General features: G+C 70.5%; 12 protein-coding genes. 5 read left to right on the top strand and 7 right to left on the bottom strand.

Annotated features, from left to right (window positions below):
- Positions 1-128 precede the first annotated feature (128 nt).
- Positions 129-2,114, top strand: coding sequence for a transketolase (gene tkt / locus MFF06_RS10020; RefSeq protein ID WP_238203394.1), 1,986 nt, complete (start codon positions 129-131; stop codon positions 2,112-2,114).
- Positions 2,115-2,231: 117 nt separating this feature from the next.
- On the opposite strand, the gene MFF06_RS10015 is transcribed toward tkt, so the two are convergent.
- From MFF06_RS10015 to MFF06_RS09995, 5 genes are all read right to left on the bottom strand, one after another.
- Entirely contained in the window at positions 2,232-3,107 is an 876-nt protein-coding gene (locus MFF06_RS10015; RefSeq protein WP_238203393.1) for an alpha/beta fold hydrolase, read from the bottom strand.
- Positions 3,108-3,115: 8 nt separating this feature from the next.
- Entirely contained in the window at positions 3,116-4,126 is a 1,011-nt protein-coding gene (locus MFF06_RS10010; RefSeq protein ID WP_238203392.1) for an SDR family oxidoreductase, read from the bottom strand.
- A gap of 138 nt (positions 4,127-4,264) precedes the next feature.
- Entirely contained in the window at positions 4,265-5,227 is a 963-nt protein-coding gene (locus MFF06_RS10005; RefSeq protein ID WP_238203391.1) for a dihydrodipicolinate synthase family protein, read from the bottom strand.
- A 111-nt stretch (positions 5,228-5,338) separates the two neighbouring features.
- Positions 5,339-6,043 carry a GntR family transcriptional regulator gene (locus tag MFF06_RS10000; RefSeq protein ID WP_238203390.1) on the bottom strand — a complete coding sequence of 235 codons (705 nt, stop codon included), beginning with the start codon at positions 6,041-6,043 and terminating at the stop codon, positions 5,339-5,341.
- A gap of 245 nt (positions 6,044-6,288) precedes the next feature.
- The gene (locus MFF06_RS09995; protein ID WP_238203389.1) at positions 6,289-7,569 is read right to left on the bottom strand and encodes an MFS transporter; all 1,281 of its coding nucleotides are present in this window, start codon (positions 7,567-7,569) and stop codon (positions 6,289-6,291) included.
- A 403-nt stretch (positions 7,570-7,972) separates the two neighbouring features.
- Between MFF06_RS09995 and oxlT the strand changes: the two genes are divergently transcribed.
- The 3 genes from oxlT (at position 7,973) to MFF06_RS09980 (ending at position 11,995) form a co-directional block, all read left to right on the top strand.
- Entirely contained in the window at positions 7,973-9,289 is a 1,317-nt protein-coding gene (gene oxlT, locus MFF06_RS09990; protein WP_238203387.1) for an oxalate/formate MFS antiporter, read from the top strand.
- 128 nt (positions 9,290-9,417) lie between these two features.
- Entirely contained in the window at positions 9,418-10,425 is a 1,008-nt protein-coding gene (locus tag MFF06_RS09985) for a 2-dehydropantoate 2-reductase (protein WP_238203384.1), read from the top strand.
- 37 nt (positions 10,426-10,462) lie between these two features.
- Complete coding sequence (locus MFF06_RS09980; RefSeq protein WP_238203382.1) at positions 10,463-11,995, top strand: acyl--CoA ligase; 1,533 nt, start codon at positions 10,463-10,465, stop codon at positions 11,993-11,995.
- A gap of 133 nt (positions 11,996-12,128) precedes the next feature.
- Here the strand turns inward: MFF06_RS09980 and MFF06_RS09975 are convergent, their stop codons facing one another.
- A complete protein-coding gene (locus MFF06_RS09975) occupies positions 12,129-13,931 on the bottom strand; it encodes a methanol/ethanol family PQQ-dependent dehydrogenase (RefSeq protein WP_238203379.1) in 1,803 nt (600 codons plus the stop codon).
- Between the two features lie 103 nt (positions 13,932-14,034).
- Between MFF06_RS09975 and MFF06_RS09970 the strand changes: the two genes are divergently transcribed.
- The gene (locus tag MFF06_RS09970; protein WP_238203378.1) at positions 14,035-15,168 is read left to right on the top strand and encodes an epoxide hydrolase family protein; all 1,134 of its coding nucleotides are present in this window, start codon (positions 14,035-14,037) and stop codon (positions 15,166-15,168) included.
- Between the two features lie 109 nt (positions 15,169-15,277).
- Here the strand turns inward: MFF06_RS09970 and MFF06_RS09965 are convergent, their stop codons facing one another.
- Positions 15,278-15,958 carry a TetR/AcrR family transcriptional regulator gene (locus MFF06_RS09965; RefSeq protein ID WP_238203377.1) on the bottom strand — a complete coding sequence of 227 codons (681 nt, stop codon included), beginning with the start codon at positions 15,956-15,958 and terminating at the stop codon, positions 15,278-15,280.
- Positions 15,959-16,032 lie beyond the last annotated feature (74 nt).

Below are 16,032 nucleotides of genomic sequence, written 5' to 3'. Positions count from 1 at the left end.
CCCCCTTGCGGGGAGGGGCAGGGCCGGGGGTGGTGCAGAAGGCACCGTCGAGCCTCATCCGGCACCACCCCCAACCCCCTTACTCCTCCCCGCAAGGGGGAGGGGCGCCTTCCAACCCGAGCCCCGCCATGTCCGATCCCGCCCTCACCGCCCGCATGGCCGACGCCATCCGGTTCCTCGCCCTCGACGCCATCGAGCGGGCGACGGACGGGCATCCCGGCGCGCCGCTCGGCTGCGCGGAGATGGCGGTGGCGCTGTTCACCCGCCACCTGCGCTGCGCCCCGCAGGATCCGACCTGGCCCGACCGCGACCGGTTCGTGCTCTCGAACGGCCACGGCTCGATGCTGCTCTACGCGGCGCTCCATCTCTCCGGCTATCCGGGCATGGGGATGGGCCAGATCCGCAACTTCCGCGTGCTCGGCTCGAACACCCACGGCCACCCGGAGATCGCCCCGGAGCACGGCATCGAGACCACCACCGGGCCGCTCGGGCAGGGCATCGCCAACGCCGTCGGCATGGCGGTGGCCGAGGCGCGGCTCGCCGCCGAGCACGGACGGGACTTCGTCGATCATCACACCTACTGCATCGTCGGCGACGGCTGCCTGCAGGAGGGCGTCGCTCACGAGGTGATCTCGCTGGCCGGCCACCTGCAACTCGGTCGCCTCATCGTCCTGTGGGACGACAACCTCATCACCGATGACGGCCCCACCACGCTCTCGATCTCGGAGGACGTGCGCGCTCGATTCCGGGCTGCCGGCTGGCAGGTGCTGGAGGCCGACGGGCACGATGTCGAGGCGGTCTCGGCGGCCATCGAGGCGGCCAAGGCCGACCCGCGCCCGAGCATGATCGCCTGCCGCACGGTGATCGGGAAGGGCCTGCCGCGCCTGGAGGGCCAGCGCGGTGCCCATGGCGGACGCGTCCTGGCGAGCGACCTCACCGAGGCGCGGGCGGCCAAGGGCTGGACGTATCCGCCCTTCACCGTGCCGGAGGACGTCGCCGCCGCGTGGCGTGAGGGCGTCGGCGGCCGCAACCGCCCGGTCTACGAGGCGTGGCGGCAGCGCCGCGAGACGGCCCCCGCCGCAGCCCGCGCCGCCTTCGACCGGGTGAGCGCCGGGCATCTCCCCGGGGATTGGCGCGAGACCCTGCGCACGATCCGCGATCGGCTGGCCGAGGCCGGCACCGCGCGGCCGAGCATCGAGATCTCCGCCGAGATCGTGGGCGAACTCGCCACCGCAATCCCCGAACTCTTCCCCGGTGCCCCCGACCTCGAAGGCCCGACCAAGCACAAGCAGACGCTGCCCGCCTTCACGGCGCAAAACCGGGGCGGGCGCTACCTGCATTACGGCATCCGCGAGCACGCCATGGGCTCGATGATGAACGGCATCGTCGCCCATGGCGGCCTCGTGCCGGTGGGGGCGACCTACCTCGTCTTCTCCGACTACATGCGCCCGTCTCTGCGCATGGCGGCGCTGATGAACCTGCCGGTCATCACCGTCTACAGCCACGATTCCATCGCCATCGGCCGCAACGGCCCGACCCACCAGCCCGTGGAGTACCTCGCGAGCCTCAGGGCGATCCCGAACATGCTGGTGCTGCGCCCGGCCGACGCCACCGAGGCGGCCGAGTGCTGGGAGCTCGCGCTCGCCAACCGCTCGGGGCCGACCTCGCTCGTGTGCTCGCGTCAGGACCTGCCCGTGGTGCGCCGGGGCGGCGGGGGCAAGAACCTCTGCGCCCGGGGTGCCTACGTGCTGGCCGAGGCCGAGGGCAAGCGCCGCGTCACCCTCATCGGCACCGGCTCGGAGGTCGCCCTGGCGCTCGCGGCACGGGACGCACTTCAGCGCGAGGGCGTGCCGACGGCGGTGGTCTCGATGCCTTCCTGGGAACTCTTCGCGCAGCAGGATGCGGGCTACCGGGCGAGCGTGATCGCCAAGGACACGGTGCGGGTGGCCGTCGAGGCGGCGCTCCGCTTCGGCTGGGACCGCTGGATCGGCGAGGAGGGCGGCTTCGTCGGCATGACCAGCTTCGGCGCCTCGGGTTCGCCCGAAGACCTCATCCGCCATTTCGGGCTGACGGCCGAGGCGGTGGCGGAGGCGGCGCGGGCGCGGCTCGGGTGAGGGATTCTTTCGAAACGTCGTCATTGCGAACGGAGTGAAGCAATCCAGGGTAGCGGGACGCTTCCAGAGGTGGCGAATCCCTGGATTGCTTCGCTGCGCTCGCAATGACGCGAGGATTCAGCCTCCCGCCGCCAACTGCTCCACCTCCGCCGCGATCCGGTCCTGGTGGAAGTGGTGGAGCATGTGTCCGGCCCCAAAGATCCAGTCGAACCGGGCTGCGGGCATCATCAGGGCCGCCGGAAGGCCGTGGAGTGCATTGTGCACCACGATGTCGGCCGAGCCGCCCAGGATCTTCACCGGCACCCGGCACGAGCCATAGTCGCCGATGGCCCTGAACAGTGCCGGCGTGAGGCTCATGGAATCTTCGCCCTCGGCGACCATGCGGGCGGCCCCTGAGGCGCGCTCCCAGGGGAACCGGCGTGCGAAGTCCGCGGGCACCGCCTGCGGCAGGAAGATCGCCCGCCAGAGGAGCGGCAGAAGCACCGGATCGAGGGCGCCCGACAGGAGAAGCGCCAGCGTCTCCCCGGCACCCGGCACCGCCCGCAACCCGAACAGGGCCTGCTCCAGGCGCGGCTCCGGGAAGCAGAGGGGCGCCAACGCCACGACCCCCGCCACCGACTCGGGATGGGCCAGGGCGAGGCACAGGGCGACGGTGGCGCCGAAGGAATGGCCGACAAGCACCGGTCTCTCGAGGCCGAGCTCATCGAGCGCATCGCGGATCAGCCGCGCCTGCCGCCAGGGTGAGGCATCGACGAGGCGCCGCCGGACACTGAGGCCGTGGCCGGGGCGGTCCACGGCCACGACCCGGTGGCGGCTTGCGAGACGCGGTCCCAGGGGCAACCACAGGTCCTCCAGGGTCATCACCGCACCGTGGATCAGCACCACCGGCGGCCCGGCTCCGGCCTCGGCGTAGGCCAGGGACCGTCCACCGGGGAGAAGCAGGATCCTGCGCCCGGCGGCGCCCCGCGCCCCCTCGGCGGCGGCCACAGGCATCTGCGCGTTCAGGACCGGTGTCCCCGGCGCGGGCGAAGCAGGGTGGCCGCCGCGAACCCGAGGCCGATGGCCGCCGAAGTGGCGGCGACGGGGTGGAGGCTCGCCCGCGTGTAGGCGCTCCGGCGCATCACGTAGCCGGGCTGGTCGCCCCGGACATGGCCGGTGTCGTCGGCCTGCGGCGCGTGGAGGGCACCCTCCGGCCGGCGCGGACTGCCCGGCCGTTTCTGCATCGCCACGATCGAGCCGGCGAGGTGGTCGTAGGCGCCGGGCGCGAACTCCTTGCCCGCCGTGAACAGCTTGCCCGCGCCGCCGACCACGATGTCCCGGCGGGGATGCTCGGCGGCGAAGAGGATCGCCTCGGCCACTTCCTCCGGCCGGTAGACCGGTGGCGGCAGCATCGGCTCCCGGTCCATGTAGTTGCGGGCACGCCGGGGCAGGGGCGTGTCGATGGAGGTCGGCTTGACGAGCGTGACCGCCACGGGCGCATCGTCGTGGCGCAACTCCATGCGCAGGGCGTCGGTGAAGCCCTTCACCGCGTGCTTCGAGGCCGAGTACATGCCCTGCAGCGGGAAGGCGAGATCGCTGGCGACCGATCCGACATTGATCAGCGTGCCGCCGTGCTTGCGCAGGTGTGCCACTGCCACGAGGGAGCCGTTGACGGTGCCCCAGAAATTCGTGCGCAGCAGCCGTTCGTGATCCTCCTGATCGACGTCCTCCAGCCGGCCGTAGATCGTGAGGCCCGCGTTGTTCACCCAGGTGTCGAACCCGCCGAAGGCCACCAGGGTCCGGGCCGCCACCTCCTCGACCTCCGCGCGGTAGCCGACATCGGCGGCGACGGCGATCGCCTCGCCGCCCTCGCGGACGATCCCGGCGGCGATCCGGTCCAGGGCCTCCGTGCTTCGGGCGACGAGCACGACCCGGGCGCCGCGGGCGGCGGCCATGCGGGCCGTGGCGAGGCCGATCCCCGAGGAGGCGCCGGTCACGACGACGACCTGCCGGGCGAGGGATTTCTGGGCCATGTCCGTTCCATCCGAGGCGCCTGTGGGCCGCAGCCCACTCAGGAGGGCTACGCTCGGAGGAACGGCTACGTTTCCGTGCGGCGCGCGCGATGGCGTCACGCCCCGCCCCGCCCCGGATCGGGGCGCCGGGGCCGCGCCTCACGCGGCCGAGGCCCGCTGCACGGTGGTCTCGCGGCTCCAGCCGGCGTACCACGCCTCGAACAGGCGCAGCTGCGCCTCGACGTAGCCCCGCTGGCTCTCGCTCAGGGCGTCGGTCTCGTTGAAGTGCAGGGCGTACTCCGGCTGTCCCTTCAGCACCATCATGTGCTTGAAATAGAGGACGAGGTCCGGCCCCTCGTCGAAGGAGGAGAGCACGGCCAGCGCCGATTCCAGCTCCTGTGCGTGGCGGCGGGCGGCCACGTCGCCGTTCGCGGCGGCCTGGGAGAGGGCGCAGAGGTGCAGCACCTCGCGGGGCAGGACGTTGCCAATGCCGGTGATGGCGCCCGTCGCGCCGCAATTCACGTAGCCGTGGACCACCGCCGTATCGACGCCGATCATCAGCGAGACGTCGTCGTCGCGGCTGGTGATCGTTTCGGCGGCGTAGCGCAGGTCGGCCGGGCCGCCGAACTCCTTGAAGCCGACGAGGTTCGGGTGCTCCTCGCGCAGGGCGAAGAACAGGTCGGCGCGGGTGGCGAAGCCGTAATAGGGGCTGTTGTAGATCACCGCCGGCAGGTTCGGCGCCGCCGCGAGAATCGCCTTGAAGTGGGCGCGCTGGGCGGCGGGCGACGATCCGCGCGACAGGACGCGGGGGATCACCATCAGCCCCTTGGCGCCGACCTTCGCGGCATGGGCGGCATGGGCCACGGCCGAGGCGGTGTTGACCGCGCCGGTGCCGACGATGACCGGGATCCCCGCCTCGACGAGGCGGGCCACGCCCTCCATGCGCTGCGCGTCGGTGAGGAGCGGCCAGTCACCCATGGAGCCGCAATAGACCACCGCCGACATGCCGGCCGCGATCAACTCGCGGGCCTTGCGGACCATGGCGTCGAAATCGGGGCTGCGGTCGGCGCGGCAGGGGGTCATCAGCGCGGGGATCACGCCGGAAAAGATCGGGGCCTTCATCGCGGACTCCTCGGAGCGTGGCCGGCAGGACGACAGGGCGCGAGCCCGGCCGCCGCGCCGACGCCTTCTCGCACGTTGCATTCTTTTTGTCGACAAGAATTGTGCGGGTCGTCAAAGGGCGATGTCGAGGTCGCCCCGTCGGGTGAGAAGCCGTTGTACCTGCATGGCGATTTGCTCCGCGTGGGCCTTGGCGAGGCGGTCGGCGCCCTCGACGTCCCGGTCTGCGATGGCCAGGATCAACTCCTCGTGTTCGTCCACGAGGTGCATCGGCAACTGGTCGTCGTAGCTGTCGTAATACAGCCGCAGGATCCGCCGCCCCTCGCCGAGGAGGCGTCGCGACAGGCCGGTGAAGTAGCGGTTGCGGCCGGCCTCGGCGATCGCGATGTGGAAGGCCGCGTTGATCGCGATCATGGCCAGGGCGTCCTGGGCCTGCACCGCCCGCGCATACTCGGCCTGCAGCGCGCGGATCTCGGTCAGGTCGGACGGTCGGTGGTTCTGCGCCGCCAGCCGGGTGGTGACCCGGTACATCAGGGCCAGCGCATCGAAATAGGTGTGCAGGTTGAGGAAATCGATCTGCGCGACCATGGTCGAGCGATTCGGCAGGGTGCTGACCAAGCCCTCCTCGGCCAGCCGCACCAGCGCCTCGCGGATCGGCGTGCGGGACATGCCGAACCGCTCGCCGAGCTGCACCTCGTCGATGGGCGAGCCCGGCGAGAGGGTGAGGTTCAGGATCTCGTCGCGCAGGAGGTCGTAGACGATCTTCGCGCCGGCGCCACGCTTGCGCTCGGGGAGGGAGGCGACGGGCTCGTCGGGCATCGGGAGTCCTGCGCGGGCGGGAGGGCTTCGAGGAAACGGAGCCTTGTGCGCGCGGAAGACGGCGCCCGGCAAGGGAGGCGCCGTCGCGCACGCCGCGGAGCCTGGCCGGCCAGTCCTTCGCTCGCCTCTATTCTCCTTCGCCTGAGTGTCCGGCCGGAAAGGGCGCCCCCTCCGCCATTGCTTCGCGTGCGCTCGCAGTGACGACGTGGGGTCGAAAGATCGTCGCGACCTTTCCGGTCAGGCCCTCACGAGGTGGGTTTGATCCGCGGCAGGAAGGCCGCGAGCAGGCCGATCGCCGGGAGGATGGCGCAGAGGCGGTACACGAAGTCGATGCTCGTGTGGTCCGCCACCTCGCCGAGCAGGGCCGCCCCGAGGCCGCCCATGCCGAAGGACAGGCCGAAGAACAGCCCGCCCACCAAGCCGACCCGGCCCGGCAGCAATTCCTGCGCGTAGACGAGGATCGCCGGCATCGCCGAGGCCAGGATCATGCCGATCGGCACGGTGAGCGCCACCGTGACCCAGAAATTGGCGTAGGGCAGGGCCAGGGTGAAGGGCAGCACGCCGAGGATCGACCCCCAGATCACCGCCTTGCGGCCGATCCGGTCGCCCACCGGGCCGCCGACCAGGGTGCCCGTCGCCACCGAACCGAGGAAGACGAACAGGCACAGCTGCGAGGTCTGCACCGAGACGTGGAAGCGCTCCATCAAGTAGAACGTGTAGTACGAGTTGATGCTCGCCATGTAGAAGAATTTGGAGAAGATTAGCACGATCAGGATCGCCACCGTCGCGACGATCTTGCCCCGCGGAAGCGGCGCCGTGGCGGGGCCGCCCTTGCCGCCGCGCCGACCGGTCGCCGCCAGCCGCGCCCGGTACCAGCGGCCCACCCAGGCCAGCACGCCGATGCCTGCGAGCGCCGCCAGCGAGAACCAGAGCACGCTGTGCTGACCGTTCGGCACGACGATGAAGGCCGCCAGCAGGGGGCCGAGCGCTTGGCCGGTATTCCCGCCCACCTGGAAGACGGATTGTGCAAGGCCGTAGCGGCCGCCGGAGGCCGCCCGTGCCATGCGCGAGGATTCCGGGTGGAAGACGGAGGAGCCGATGCCGACCATGCCCGCCGCAATCAGCAGCACGCCGTAGGACCATGCGCTAGCGAGCAGCACGATGCCCAGCAGCGAACAGGTCATGCCCACCGTCAGCGAGAACGGGCTCGGCTTCTTGTCCGTATAGAAGCCCACCACGGGCTGGAGCAGCGACGAGGTGAGCTGGAAGGTGAGGGTGATGAGACCGATCTGCCCGAAATCGAGGGAGAAGCTCGTCTTCAGCAGCGGGTAGATCGCCGGGACCAGGGACTGAATCAGGTCGTTGAGCAGGTGCGACAGGCAGAGCGCCGCCAGAATGCCGTAGGTGGTGCCCTCGGCTCGCTTCGTGTCGGCCGGGACGGGCGTGCTTGTAACCGGCGCCGCCCCGTCCACCGCCGCGACGGGCCCGCCCGCCAGAACCGCCCCCTCGATCCGCTGCGCGTCCATCTCCCGCCTGTCCCGATCCGCCCACGCCCCCGTCAGGAGGGCCTTATGCGCCCAACACGGCGCGGGTGAAATCACGACAGGTGCAGGTCAGCTTTGCGGTGTGACACGAAAGGCGCCTTTCCTGTCACGACTCTGCGAGCGACGCGACCCTGCGGGTACCGCGGAGCGAACAGGGCGGACGGGAGGGCCGGCGAGATCGGCACGCGATGGCGGGCGCGAGGAGCGCGGCCCCTTTTCGCGCCGCAAAATCGCTGTTGCGCCGCCGTTCAAATTTTTTCTTCGGACGGCAAAGAATTATGCCGAATACCAATCGATCATCGCCAGCTCTGGCATATTGTATCGCTTAGCCTGTGCTTTAGAACTCGCTCATCTGGAATAACGCATACAGAGGAGCGCGCGCTTCATGGCCACGCCGTTTGCCGATCCCGTTCCGGGTCCGACCGCCGCCGTGGGCGTCCCTGCGGGCATCGACACGCCCGTGCTGGGGCGCTGGGGCCAGCTCGCCCTCGGCGTGCTGTGCATGTCGATGATCGCGAACATGCAGTACGGCTGGACGCTGTTCGTGAACCCGATCAACGACAAGTATCAGTGGGGCAAGCCCGCGATCCAGGTCGCCTTCACGATCTTCGTGCTCACCGAGACGTGGCTGGTGCCGATCGAGGGCTGGTTCGTGGACCGCTACGGCCCGAAGGTCGTCACGCTGATCGGCGGCGCCCTCTGCGCCCTGGGCTGGACCATGAACGCCTATGCCGAGTCGCTGCCCATGCTCTACGCGGCGGCGGCGGTGGGCGGCATCGGCGCGGGCGCCGTGTACGGCACTTGCGTCGGCAACGCCCTGAAGTGGTTCCCCGACCGGCGCGGCCTCGCGGCCGGCCTTACGGCGGCGGGCTTCGGCGCGGGCTCGGCCCTCACCGTCGTGCCGATCGCCGCGATGATCCGCGACAGCGGCTACGAGCACACGTTCCTCGTCTTCGGCCTCGGCCAGGGCCTCATCGTGATGATCGCCTCGCTGCTCCTCACCGCTCCCCGCGCCGGCTACAAGGACCGGATGCTGGCCGGGCGCGCCACCCCGAACGCCGTCACGCGCCGCCAGTACGGCCCCTCGGAGATGGTGCGCACGCCGGTCTTCTGGCTGATGTACCTGATGTTCGTGCTGATGGCCGCGGGTGGCCTGATGGCGACGGCCTCGCTCGCCCCCATCGCCAAGGACTTCAAGGTCGACGGCGTGCCGGTCTCGATCCTCGGCCTCACCCTGCCCGCGCTGACCTTCGCCCTCACCATCGACCGGATCCTGAACGGCGTCACCCGGCCCTTCTTCGGCTGGGTCTCGGACCGGATCGGCCGGGAGAACACGATGGTGATCGCCTTCACCATCGAGGGCGTCGGCATCCTCGCTCTGGGCCTCCTCGCCCACAACCCCTTCGCCTTCGTCCTGCTCACCGGCCTCGTGTTCTTCGCCTGGGGCGAGATCTACTCGCTGTTCCCCTCCACCTGCGCGGACACCTACGGCGACCAGAAGGCGACAGCCAATGCCGGGCTGCTCTACACCGCCAAGGGCACGGCCTCCCTGCTCCTGCCCGCCTTCCTGCTGATCCAGTCCCAGACGGGAAGCTGGCAGAACGTGTTCTACCTCGCCTCTGGCATGGCGTTCCTGGCCGCCTTCCTCGCCCTCTTCGTCCTGAAGCCGATGCGGGCGCGGTTCGTGGCCAAGAGCCTGTAGACGGCCGCCGAGGATCGTTCGGCGCGGGGCGCCGTTTCCGCTGGCAAGCGGGGCGGCGCTCCCCATAAAGGAGGGCGGGCGCATCCCGCCCTCGGTGGACCCCCAAACCAGGACGGAACGTGGGCCTCATGAGTATCGCGATCGTCGGCGCCGGCGCCATCGGCGGCTATCTCGGCGTGAAGCTGGCGGAGGCCGGCGAGGACGTCACCTTCATCGCCCGCTCCAACGCGGAGGCCATCGCCCGCGACGGGCTGCGCCTCATCGAGGAGGACGGCAAGGAGGTCCACGCGCGCGGCATCAAGGCCACCCGCTCCATGCAGGAGGCCGGGCGGCACGACCTCGTGCTGCTCACCGTGAAGGCCCATCAGGTCGGTCCCATCGCCGCCGACCTGAAGCACCTGATCGGCCCCGACACCACCGTGGTGACGATGCAGAACGGGATCCCGTGGTGGTACTTCACCGGCGGGCACGGCGGTCAGTACGAGGGAACCAAGCTGGAGACAGCCGATCCGGGCGGGCTCATCGCCCAGAACCTCGATCCCCGGCAGGTCGTGGGCTCCGTGGTCTACCCGGCGGCCATCCTCACCGATCCCGGCACCGTGAAGGTCATCGAGGGTAATCGCTTCGGCCTCGGCGAGCTCGACGGCTCGAAGTCCGAGCGCGTCCTCGCCATCTCGCAGACGCTGACCAAGGCCGGGTTCAAGGCCCCCGTCACCACCGACATCCGGGGCGAGATCTGGCTGAAGCTCTGGGGCAATCTCAGCTTCAACCCGATCTCCGCGCTCACCCACGCCACGCTGGAGGACATCTGCCGCTTCCCCGACACGCGGGCGCTGGCCACCGAGATGATGAAGGAGGCCGAGACCATCGCGAACACGCTCGGAGTCACCTTCCGCGTGGGCATCGACCGGCGCATCGCCGGGGCCGAGAAGGTCGGCGCCCACAAGACCTCCATGCTGCAGGACGTGGAGGCCGGGCGGCCGATCGAACTCGAAGCGCTCGTCGGCTCGGTGATCGAACTCGGCCGCCTCGTCGGCGTGGCCACGCCGCACATCGACAGCGTCTACGCCCTGATGCGCCTGCTGGCACAGAGCTTGGAACGGGCGAACGGCCGGCTGGCCATCGCCGGCGCCTGACGCATTTACACGAGACAGACCAGTCGAGGACGCCTCCGTGGCCGCATCCGCCCAGACCCTTCGTGACCTCATCGCCTCCGGCGCGGACGGGGCGCCCGCCCTGTCGAGCCCCGGCGGCGTGCCGCTGACCTTCGGGGGTCTGCGGGCCCTGGCCGACCGCACCGTCGCCGACCTCAACGCCCGGGGCGTCGGCCGCGGCGAGCGGGTTGCCATCGTCCTGCCGAACGGGCCGGAGATGGCGGCGGCCTTCATCGCGGTGGCGGCGGGCACCACCTCGGCGCCGCTCAACCCGGCCTACAAGGCCGACGAGTTCGAGTTCTACCTCACCGACCTGCGGGCGAAGCTGCTCATCGTCGCCGAAGGCAGCGAGTCCCCGGCGGTCGCCGTGGCGGAGAAGCTCGGCATGGCGGTCGCCCGCCTGATCCCGACGCCGGACCAGGGCGCCGGCAGCTTCACCCTGGCCTTCGCGGGCGAGGCAGGCGAGCCCGCCGCCGAGGGCGGCCCGGCCCAGGCCGGGGACATCGCCCTGGTGCTGCACACCTCGGGCACCACCTCGCGGCCGAAGATCGTGCCGCTGAGCCAGGGCAACGTCTGCGCCTCCGCCGCCCATATCCGCCAGAGCCTCGCCTTTACGGCGAAGGATCGCGGCCTCAACATCATGCCCCTGTTCCACATCCACGGGTTGATCGCGGGCATCCTGGCGCCGCTCTCGGCGGGCGGGCAGGTCTGCTGCACGCCCGGCTTCAACGCCCTCAAGTTCTTCGCCTGGATGGAGGAGGCCAAGCCCACGTGGTACACGGGCGTGCCGACGATGCACCAGGCGATCCTCGGCCGCGCCTCGCGCAACCGCGAGACCATCGCCGCGACGCCCCTGCGCTTCATCCGCTCCTCCTCCGCCTCCCTGCCGCCGCAGGTGCTGCGCGAACTGGAGGAGACCTTCGGCGCCCCCGTCGTCGAGGCCTACGGCATGACCGAGGCCGCCCACCAGATGGCCTGCAACCCCCTGCCGCCGAAGAAGAACCGCCCGGGTTCGGTAGGCCTCGCGGCGGGCCCGGAGATCGCGGTGGTCGGCTCGGACGGCGAGCCCCTGCCGGCAGGCGAGACCGGCGAGATCGTCATTCGCGGCCCCAACGTCATGGCGGGCTACGAGAACAACGAGAAGGCGAATGCCGAGGCGTTCACCCGCCAGGGCTGGTTCCGCACGGGCGACCAGGGCACGCTCTCGGAAGACGGCTACCTCAGCATCACCGGCCGCCTGAAGGAGATCATCAACCGCGGCGGCGAGAAGATCAGCCCCCGCGAGGTCGATGAGATCCTCCTCGACCACCCGGCGGTCCTGCAATGCGTGACTTTCGCCCTGCCGCACGACAAGCTGGGCGAGGAGGTCGCGGCGGCCATCGTCCTTCGCGAGGGGGCCTCCGCCGAGGAGCGCGAGATCCGGGGCTTCGCCTCGGAGCGCCTCGCGCCCTTCAAGGTGCCGGCCAAGATCCTGATCCTGCCGGAGATTCCCCGCGGTGCCACCGGCAAGCTCCAGCGCATCGGCCTGGCGCAGAAGCTCGGGCTGGTGTGACCCTCCGTCTTTGCGAGCGCAGCGAAGCAATCCAGGGCAGCGGGCCCTGGCCGGACGTGGCGCTTCCCTGGATTGCTTCGCTGGGCTCGCAATGACGAGGCGGCCGAGCGATCCAGTCTGAACCGCGGCGGCGTCAGTTCCCCACCTCGAACACGGTGAGTTGCCCGCCTGTGGCGGTGTACTGCGAGAGGGCCGCGTAGCCGCCGACGGCGCCCGAGCCGTCGGCCGGGTCGGTCAGGCCCGCCGCGAGGCCGATCCCCGCCCAGCCGCCGACGCCGGAGAGCACGGCGATGTACTGCTTTCCCGCGAACGCGTACGTCGTGACGTTGCCGACGATGCCTGAGGGTGTTTTGAACCGGTAGAGTTCCCGCCCGTCGCGGGCGTCCACCGCCTTCACGTAGCCTTCGAGCGTCCCGTAGAAGACGACGCCGCCCGCCGTGGCCAGCGCCCCCGACCAGACGGAGAACGGCTCGGTCTTCGACCACGCAATCCGCCCCTTCGCGGCGTCCCAGGCGATGAACGCGCCGGTGTGGCTGTCGCCCGCGGGCGGATGCAGGGTCAGCGTCGCGCCGACATAGGGCTGGCCCGGCGTGTAGGTGACGCGGAACGGCTCGTAATCCATGCACATGTGGTTCGTCGGCACGTAGAACAGCCCGGTCTGCGGCGAGTAGGCGGCGGGCTGCTGGTTCTTGGCGCCGAGCGCGCCCGGGCAGATGCCCTTCGTCACCTCCTCCTCGCCTGCCTCCTCGGGAGCGTATTTCGGATCGAGCACGGGCCGACCGTAATCGGGCCTCGCCGGATCCTGCGCGATGCGGCTTGCCCAGTTCACCGAAGGATCGAACTTCTCCGCCGTCAGCAATTCGCCCGTCGCCCGGTCGAGGGTGTAGCCGAAGCCGTTGCGGTCGAAATGCGTCAGCACCTTGCGGCGCGTGCCGCCGATCTCCTGCTCCGTCAGGATCATCTCGTTGACCCCGTCGAAGTCCCACTGGTCGTGGGGCGTCATCTGGTAGACCCAGCGCGCCACGCCCGTGTCGGCGTCCCGGGCGATGATCGCCTCGGCCCAGGCGTTGTCGCCGGGGCGCTGGGCCGGGTTCCAGGTCGAGGGGTTGCTGGTGCCGTAATAGACGAGGTGCAGGTCGGGATCGTAGGAGAACCAGCCCCACGCGCAGCCGCCGCCGATGCGCCACTGGTCGCCCTCCCAGGTCTTGAGAGAGGAGTCCCTGCCGACCGGCTTGCCCAGCGCGGTGGTCGTCTCGGGATCGAACAGGATGTCGGAATCGGGCCCCACCGCGTAGGCGCGCCAGAGCCTGCGGCCCGTGGCCTGATCGTAGGCGGTGACGGGGCAGCGGGCGCCGTACTCGCCCCCCGACAGGCCGACGATCACCGCGTCCTTCACCGGCAGTACCGTCGCCGTGTTGGTCTCGCCCTTGCCCGGATCGCCGTTCTTCACCGACCAGAGGACACTTCCGTCCGCCGGATCGAGGGCCACCAGCGTGGTGTCCGCCTGCTGCAGGAACAGGCGGCCATTCGCGTAACTCAGTCCACGATGGACCGTGTCGCAGCACATGACCGCGATCACGCTCGGGTCCTGCCGGGGCACGTAGCGCCAGAGGATCCTGCCCTCGTGGGCGAGGTCGAGGGCGTAGACGGTGTTCGGGAAGGGCGTGTGCACGTACATCACCGAGCCGACCACCAGAGGCGCGCCCTCGTGCCCGCGCAGCACCCCGGTCGAGAAGGTCCAGGCGACCTTGAGGCGGGCGACGTTGCCCGTGTCGATCTGGGCGAGGGGCGAGTAGCGGGTGTTGGCCTCGTCCAGCGTCTGCAACACGGTCTCGGCGCGGGCCGGGCCGAGGCCGAGGAGCGCGAGGGCGGCGAGCAGGCGGAGAAGGGTCACGGAGGAACCTCGCGGATTGGGCCTTCGGCGAGCGCGTAGCATTCTCGAAGGGCGTCAGCGACACCCGCTGCGCTCGCGATGACGGTGGGGATGCAGCCCGCGCGGGCGTCCCGCGTTTCCCCGGCGGAATACACGGGAATCGCACATGCAACCCTTCACCATCGCGTGGGATGCGGACCGCTTGGCCTGGATCCGCGATCGGGTGCGCGCCTACCGCTGGCCGCCCCTGCCCGAGGGCGCTGGCTGGCGCTACGGCTGCGATCCGTCCGTCCTCGCCGACCTCTGCGCCTACTGGCTCGACGGGTTCGACCACGCGGCGGCAGCGGCAGAATTGAATCGCTTTCCGCAAGGGCTCGCCCGGATCGAGGGTCTCGACCTCCATGTCGTCCACGTCACCGGCGAGGCGGAGGGCAAGCGGCCGCTGCTGCTCACCCACGGCTGGCCGGGCTCGGTCTACGAGTTCTGGCAGGTGATCGAGCCCCTGGCCTTCCCGTCGCGCTTCGGCGGGAGGGTGGAGGACGCCTTCGACGTGGTGGTGCCGGCGCTGCCGGGCTTCGGCTTCTCCGGCAAGACCAAGGCGCCGGTCGGACCCCGGGAGACCGCCCGCCTGTTCGACACGCTGATGCGGGAGGAACTCGGCTACGCCCGCTACCGCGCGCAGGGCGGCGATTGGGGCGCGGGCGTCACCGCATGGCTCGGCCTCGATCACCCGGCCTCGCTGGAGGCGATCCACCTGAATTACCTGCTGGTCCAGCCCGCCGCCGAGCCGGAGACCTCCGAGGAGACGGCGTGGCGCCGGGAGGCGCAACGCACGCAGGGGACTCTCGGCGCCTATGCCGATCTCCAGGGCACGAAGCCCCTGTCGCTCGCCTATGCCATGGCCGACGAGCCGGTGGCGCAGTTGGCGTGGCTGGTGGAGCGCTTCCACGATTGGGCCGACCTGCGGGAGCGGCCCTTCGAGGAGGTGTTCACGAAGGACCGGTTGCTCACGAACGCCCTTTTCTACATCCAGGCCCACTCCTTCGAGACGGCGACGTGGATCTATGCCGGAGCCCGTGCGGAGGGAGCCCGGCGGATGCCGGAGGGGCGGCGGGTCACCGTGCCGACGGCCTTCGCCTCCTACCCGGACCCGCGCACGGCCGCGCCTCCGCGCGGATGGGTCGAGCGCGGCTACGACGTCGTCCGCTGGCGCGACATGCCGCGAGGCGGCCACTTCGCGGCGATGGAGGTGCCGGAGGTGTTCGTGGAAGACCTGAGGGAGTGGGCGCGGGGCTCCTGACCCCAAACACCGTCGTTGCGAACGCAGGGCAGCAATCCAGTGACGCGACGCGCTCGTCGATGTCCCGCTGCCCTGGATCGCTTCGCTTCGCTCGCGATGACGGCGAGGGTCACACGCCCCCCCGGACGCCGTCCAGAAACAACCGCACCGCCGCCGCCCGCCGCCGTTCCTGCATCTCCGGGTCCACGGGAAGGCCGTAGAGCTGGGTCTGCGCGCTGCGGCCGATGATCAGGCTGATGAACAGGTCGGCGGCGATCTCCGGCTCGGGCACGGCGATCTGGCCCCGTTTCTCGAAGGCGTCGAGAATCTGCGCCACGGCGCGAACGCCGCGCATCCATCCCTCCTCGTGGGCGAGGCGGGCGAGGTCGGGGAATTGCAGCGCCTGGGCGACGAGGGCGCGTTTGAGCATCGCCGCCCCCGACGACTGCCCGTAGGCCAGCATGGTGCGGCTGAGGTCGTTCAGGGCGGTCTCGACATCCTCCGGCCCGGCGCGGGCCGCCTGCGCCTCGGCGGCGGCGGCCAGCGGCGCGATCCAGAGGGCGATCCGCTGGCGCAGCACCGCCTCGAACAACTCCCGCTTGTCCTTGTACCGCGCATAGACCGTCGGCTTGCTCATGCCGGCGGCCTCCGCGATCGCGTCGATGGAGGTCGCGTCGAAGCCTCGCTCCATGAACAGGCGGGTGGCCACCTCGATCAGGTACTCCTGGCGGCGGGCCGCCTCGGCGCGGGTCGGGCGGCCGCCGCCGCGCTTCGGTTCCGCCTCCGGCGCGGGATGTGGGGCGGTCGTCATCGCGAAACTCCTTGCCAGACGGGCCGCCTCATCATACAAAACGATACCGTATCGTTCAATAAAGCCGAAGCCCG

It is taken from the genome of Methylobacterium aerolatum (genome assembly GCF_022179085.1).
Classification (GTDB): domain Bacteria; phylum Pseudomonadota; class Alphaproteobacteria; order Rhizobiales; family Beijerinckiaceae; genus Methylobacterium; species Methylobacterium aerolatum.
The sequence above is the reverse complement of the archived record's forward strand: the minus strand, read 5'-3'. Positions and strand labels throughout refer to the sequence as shown.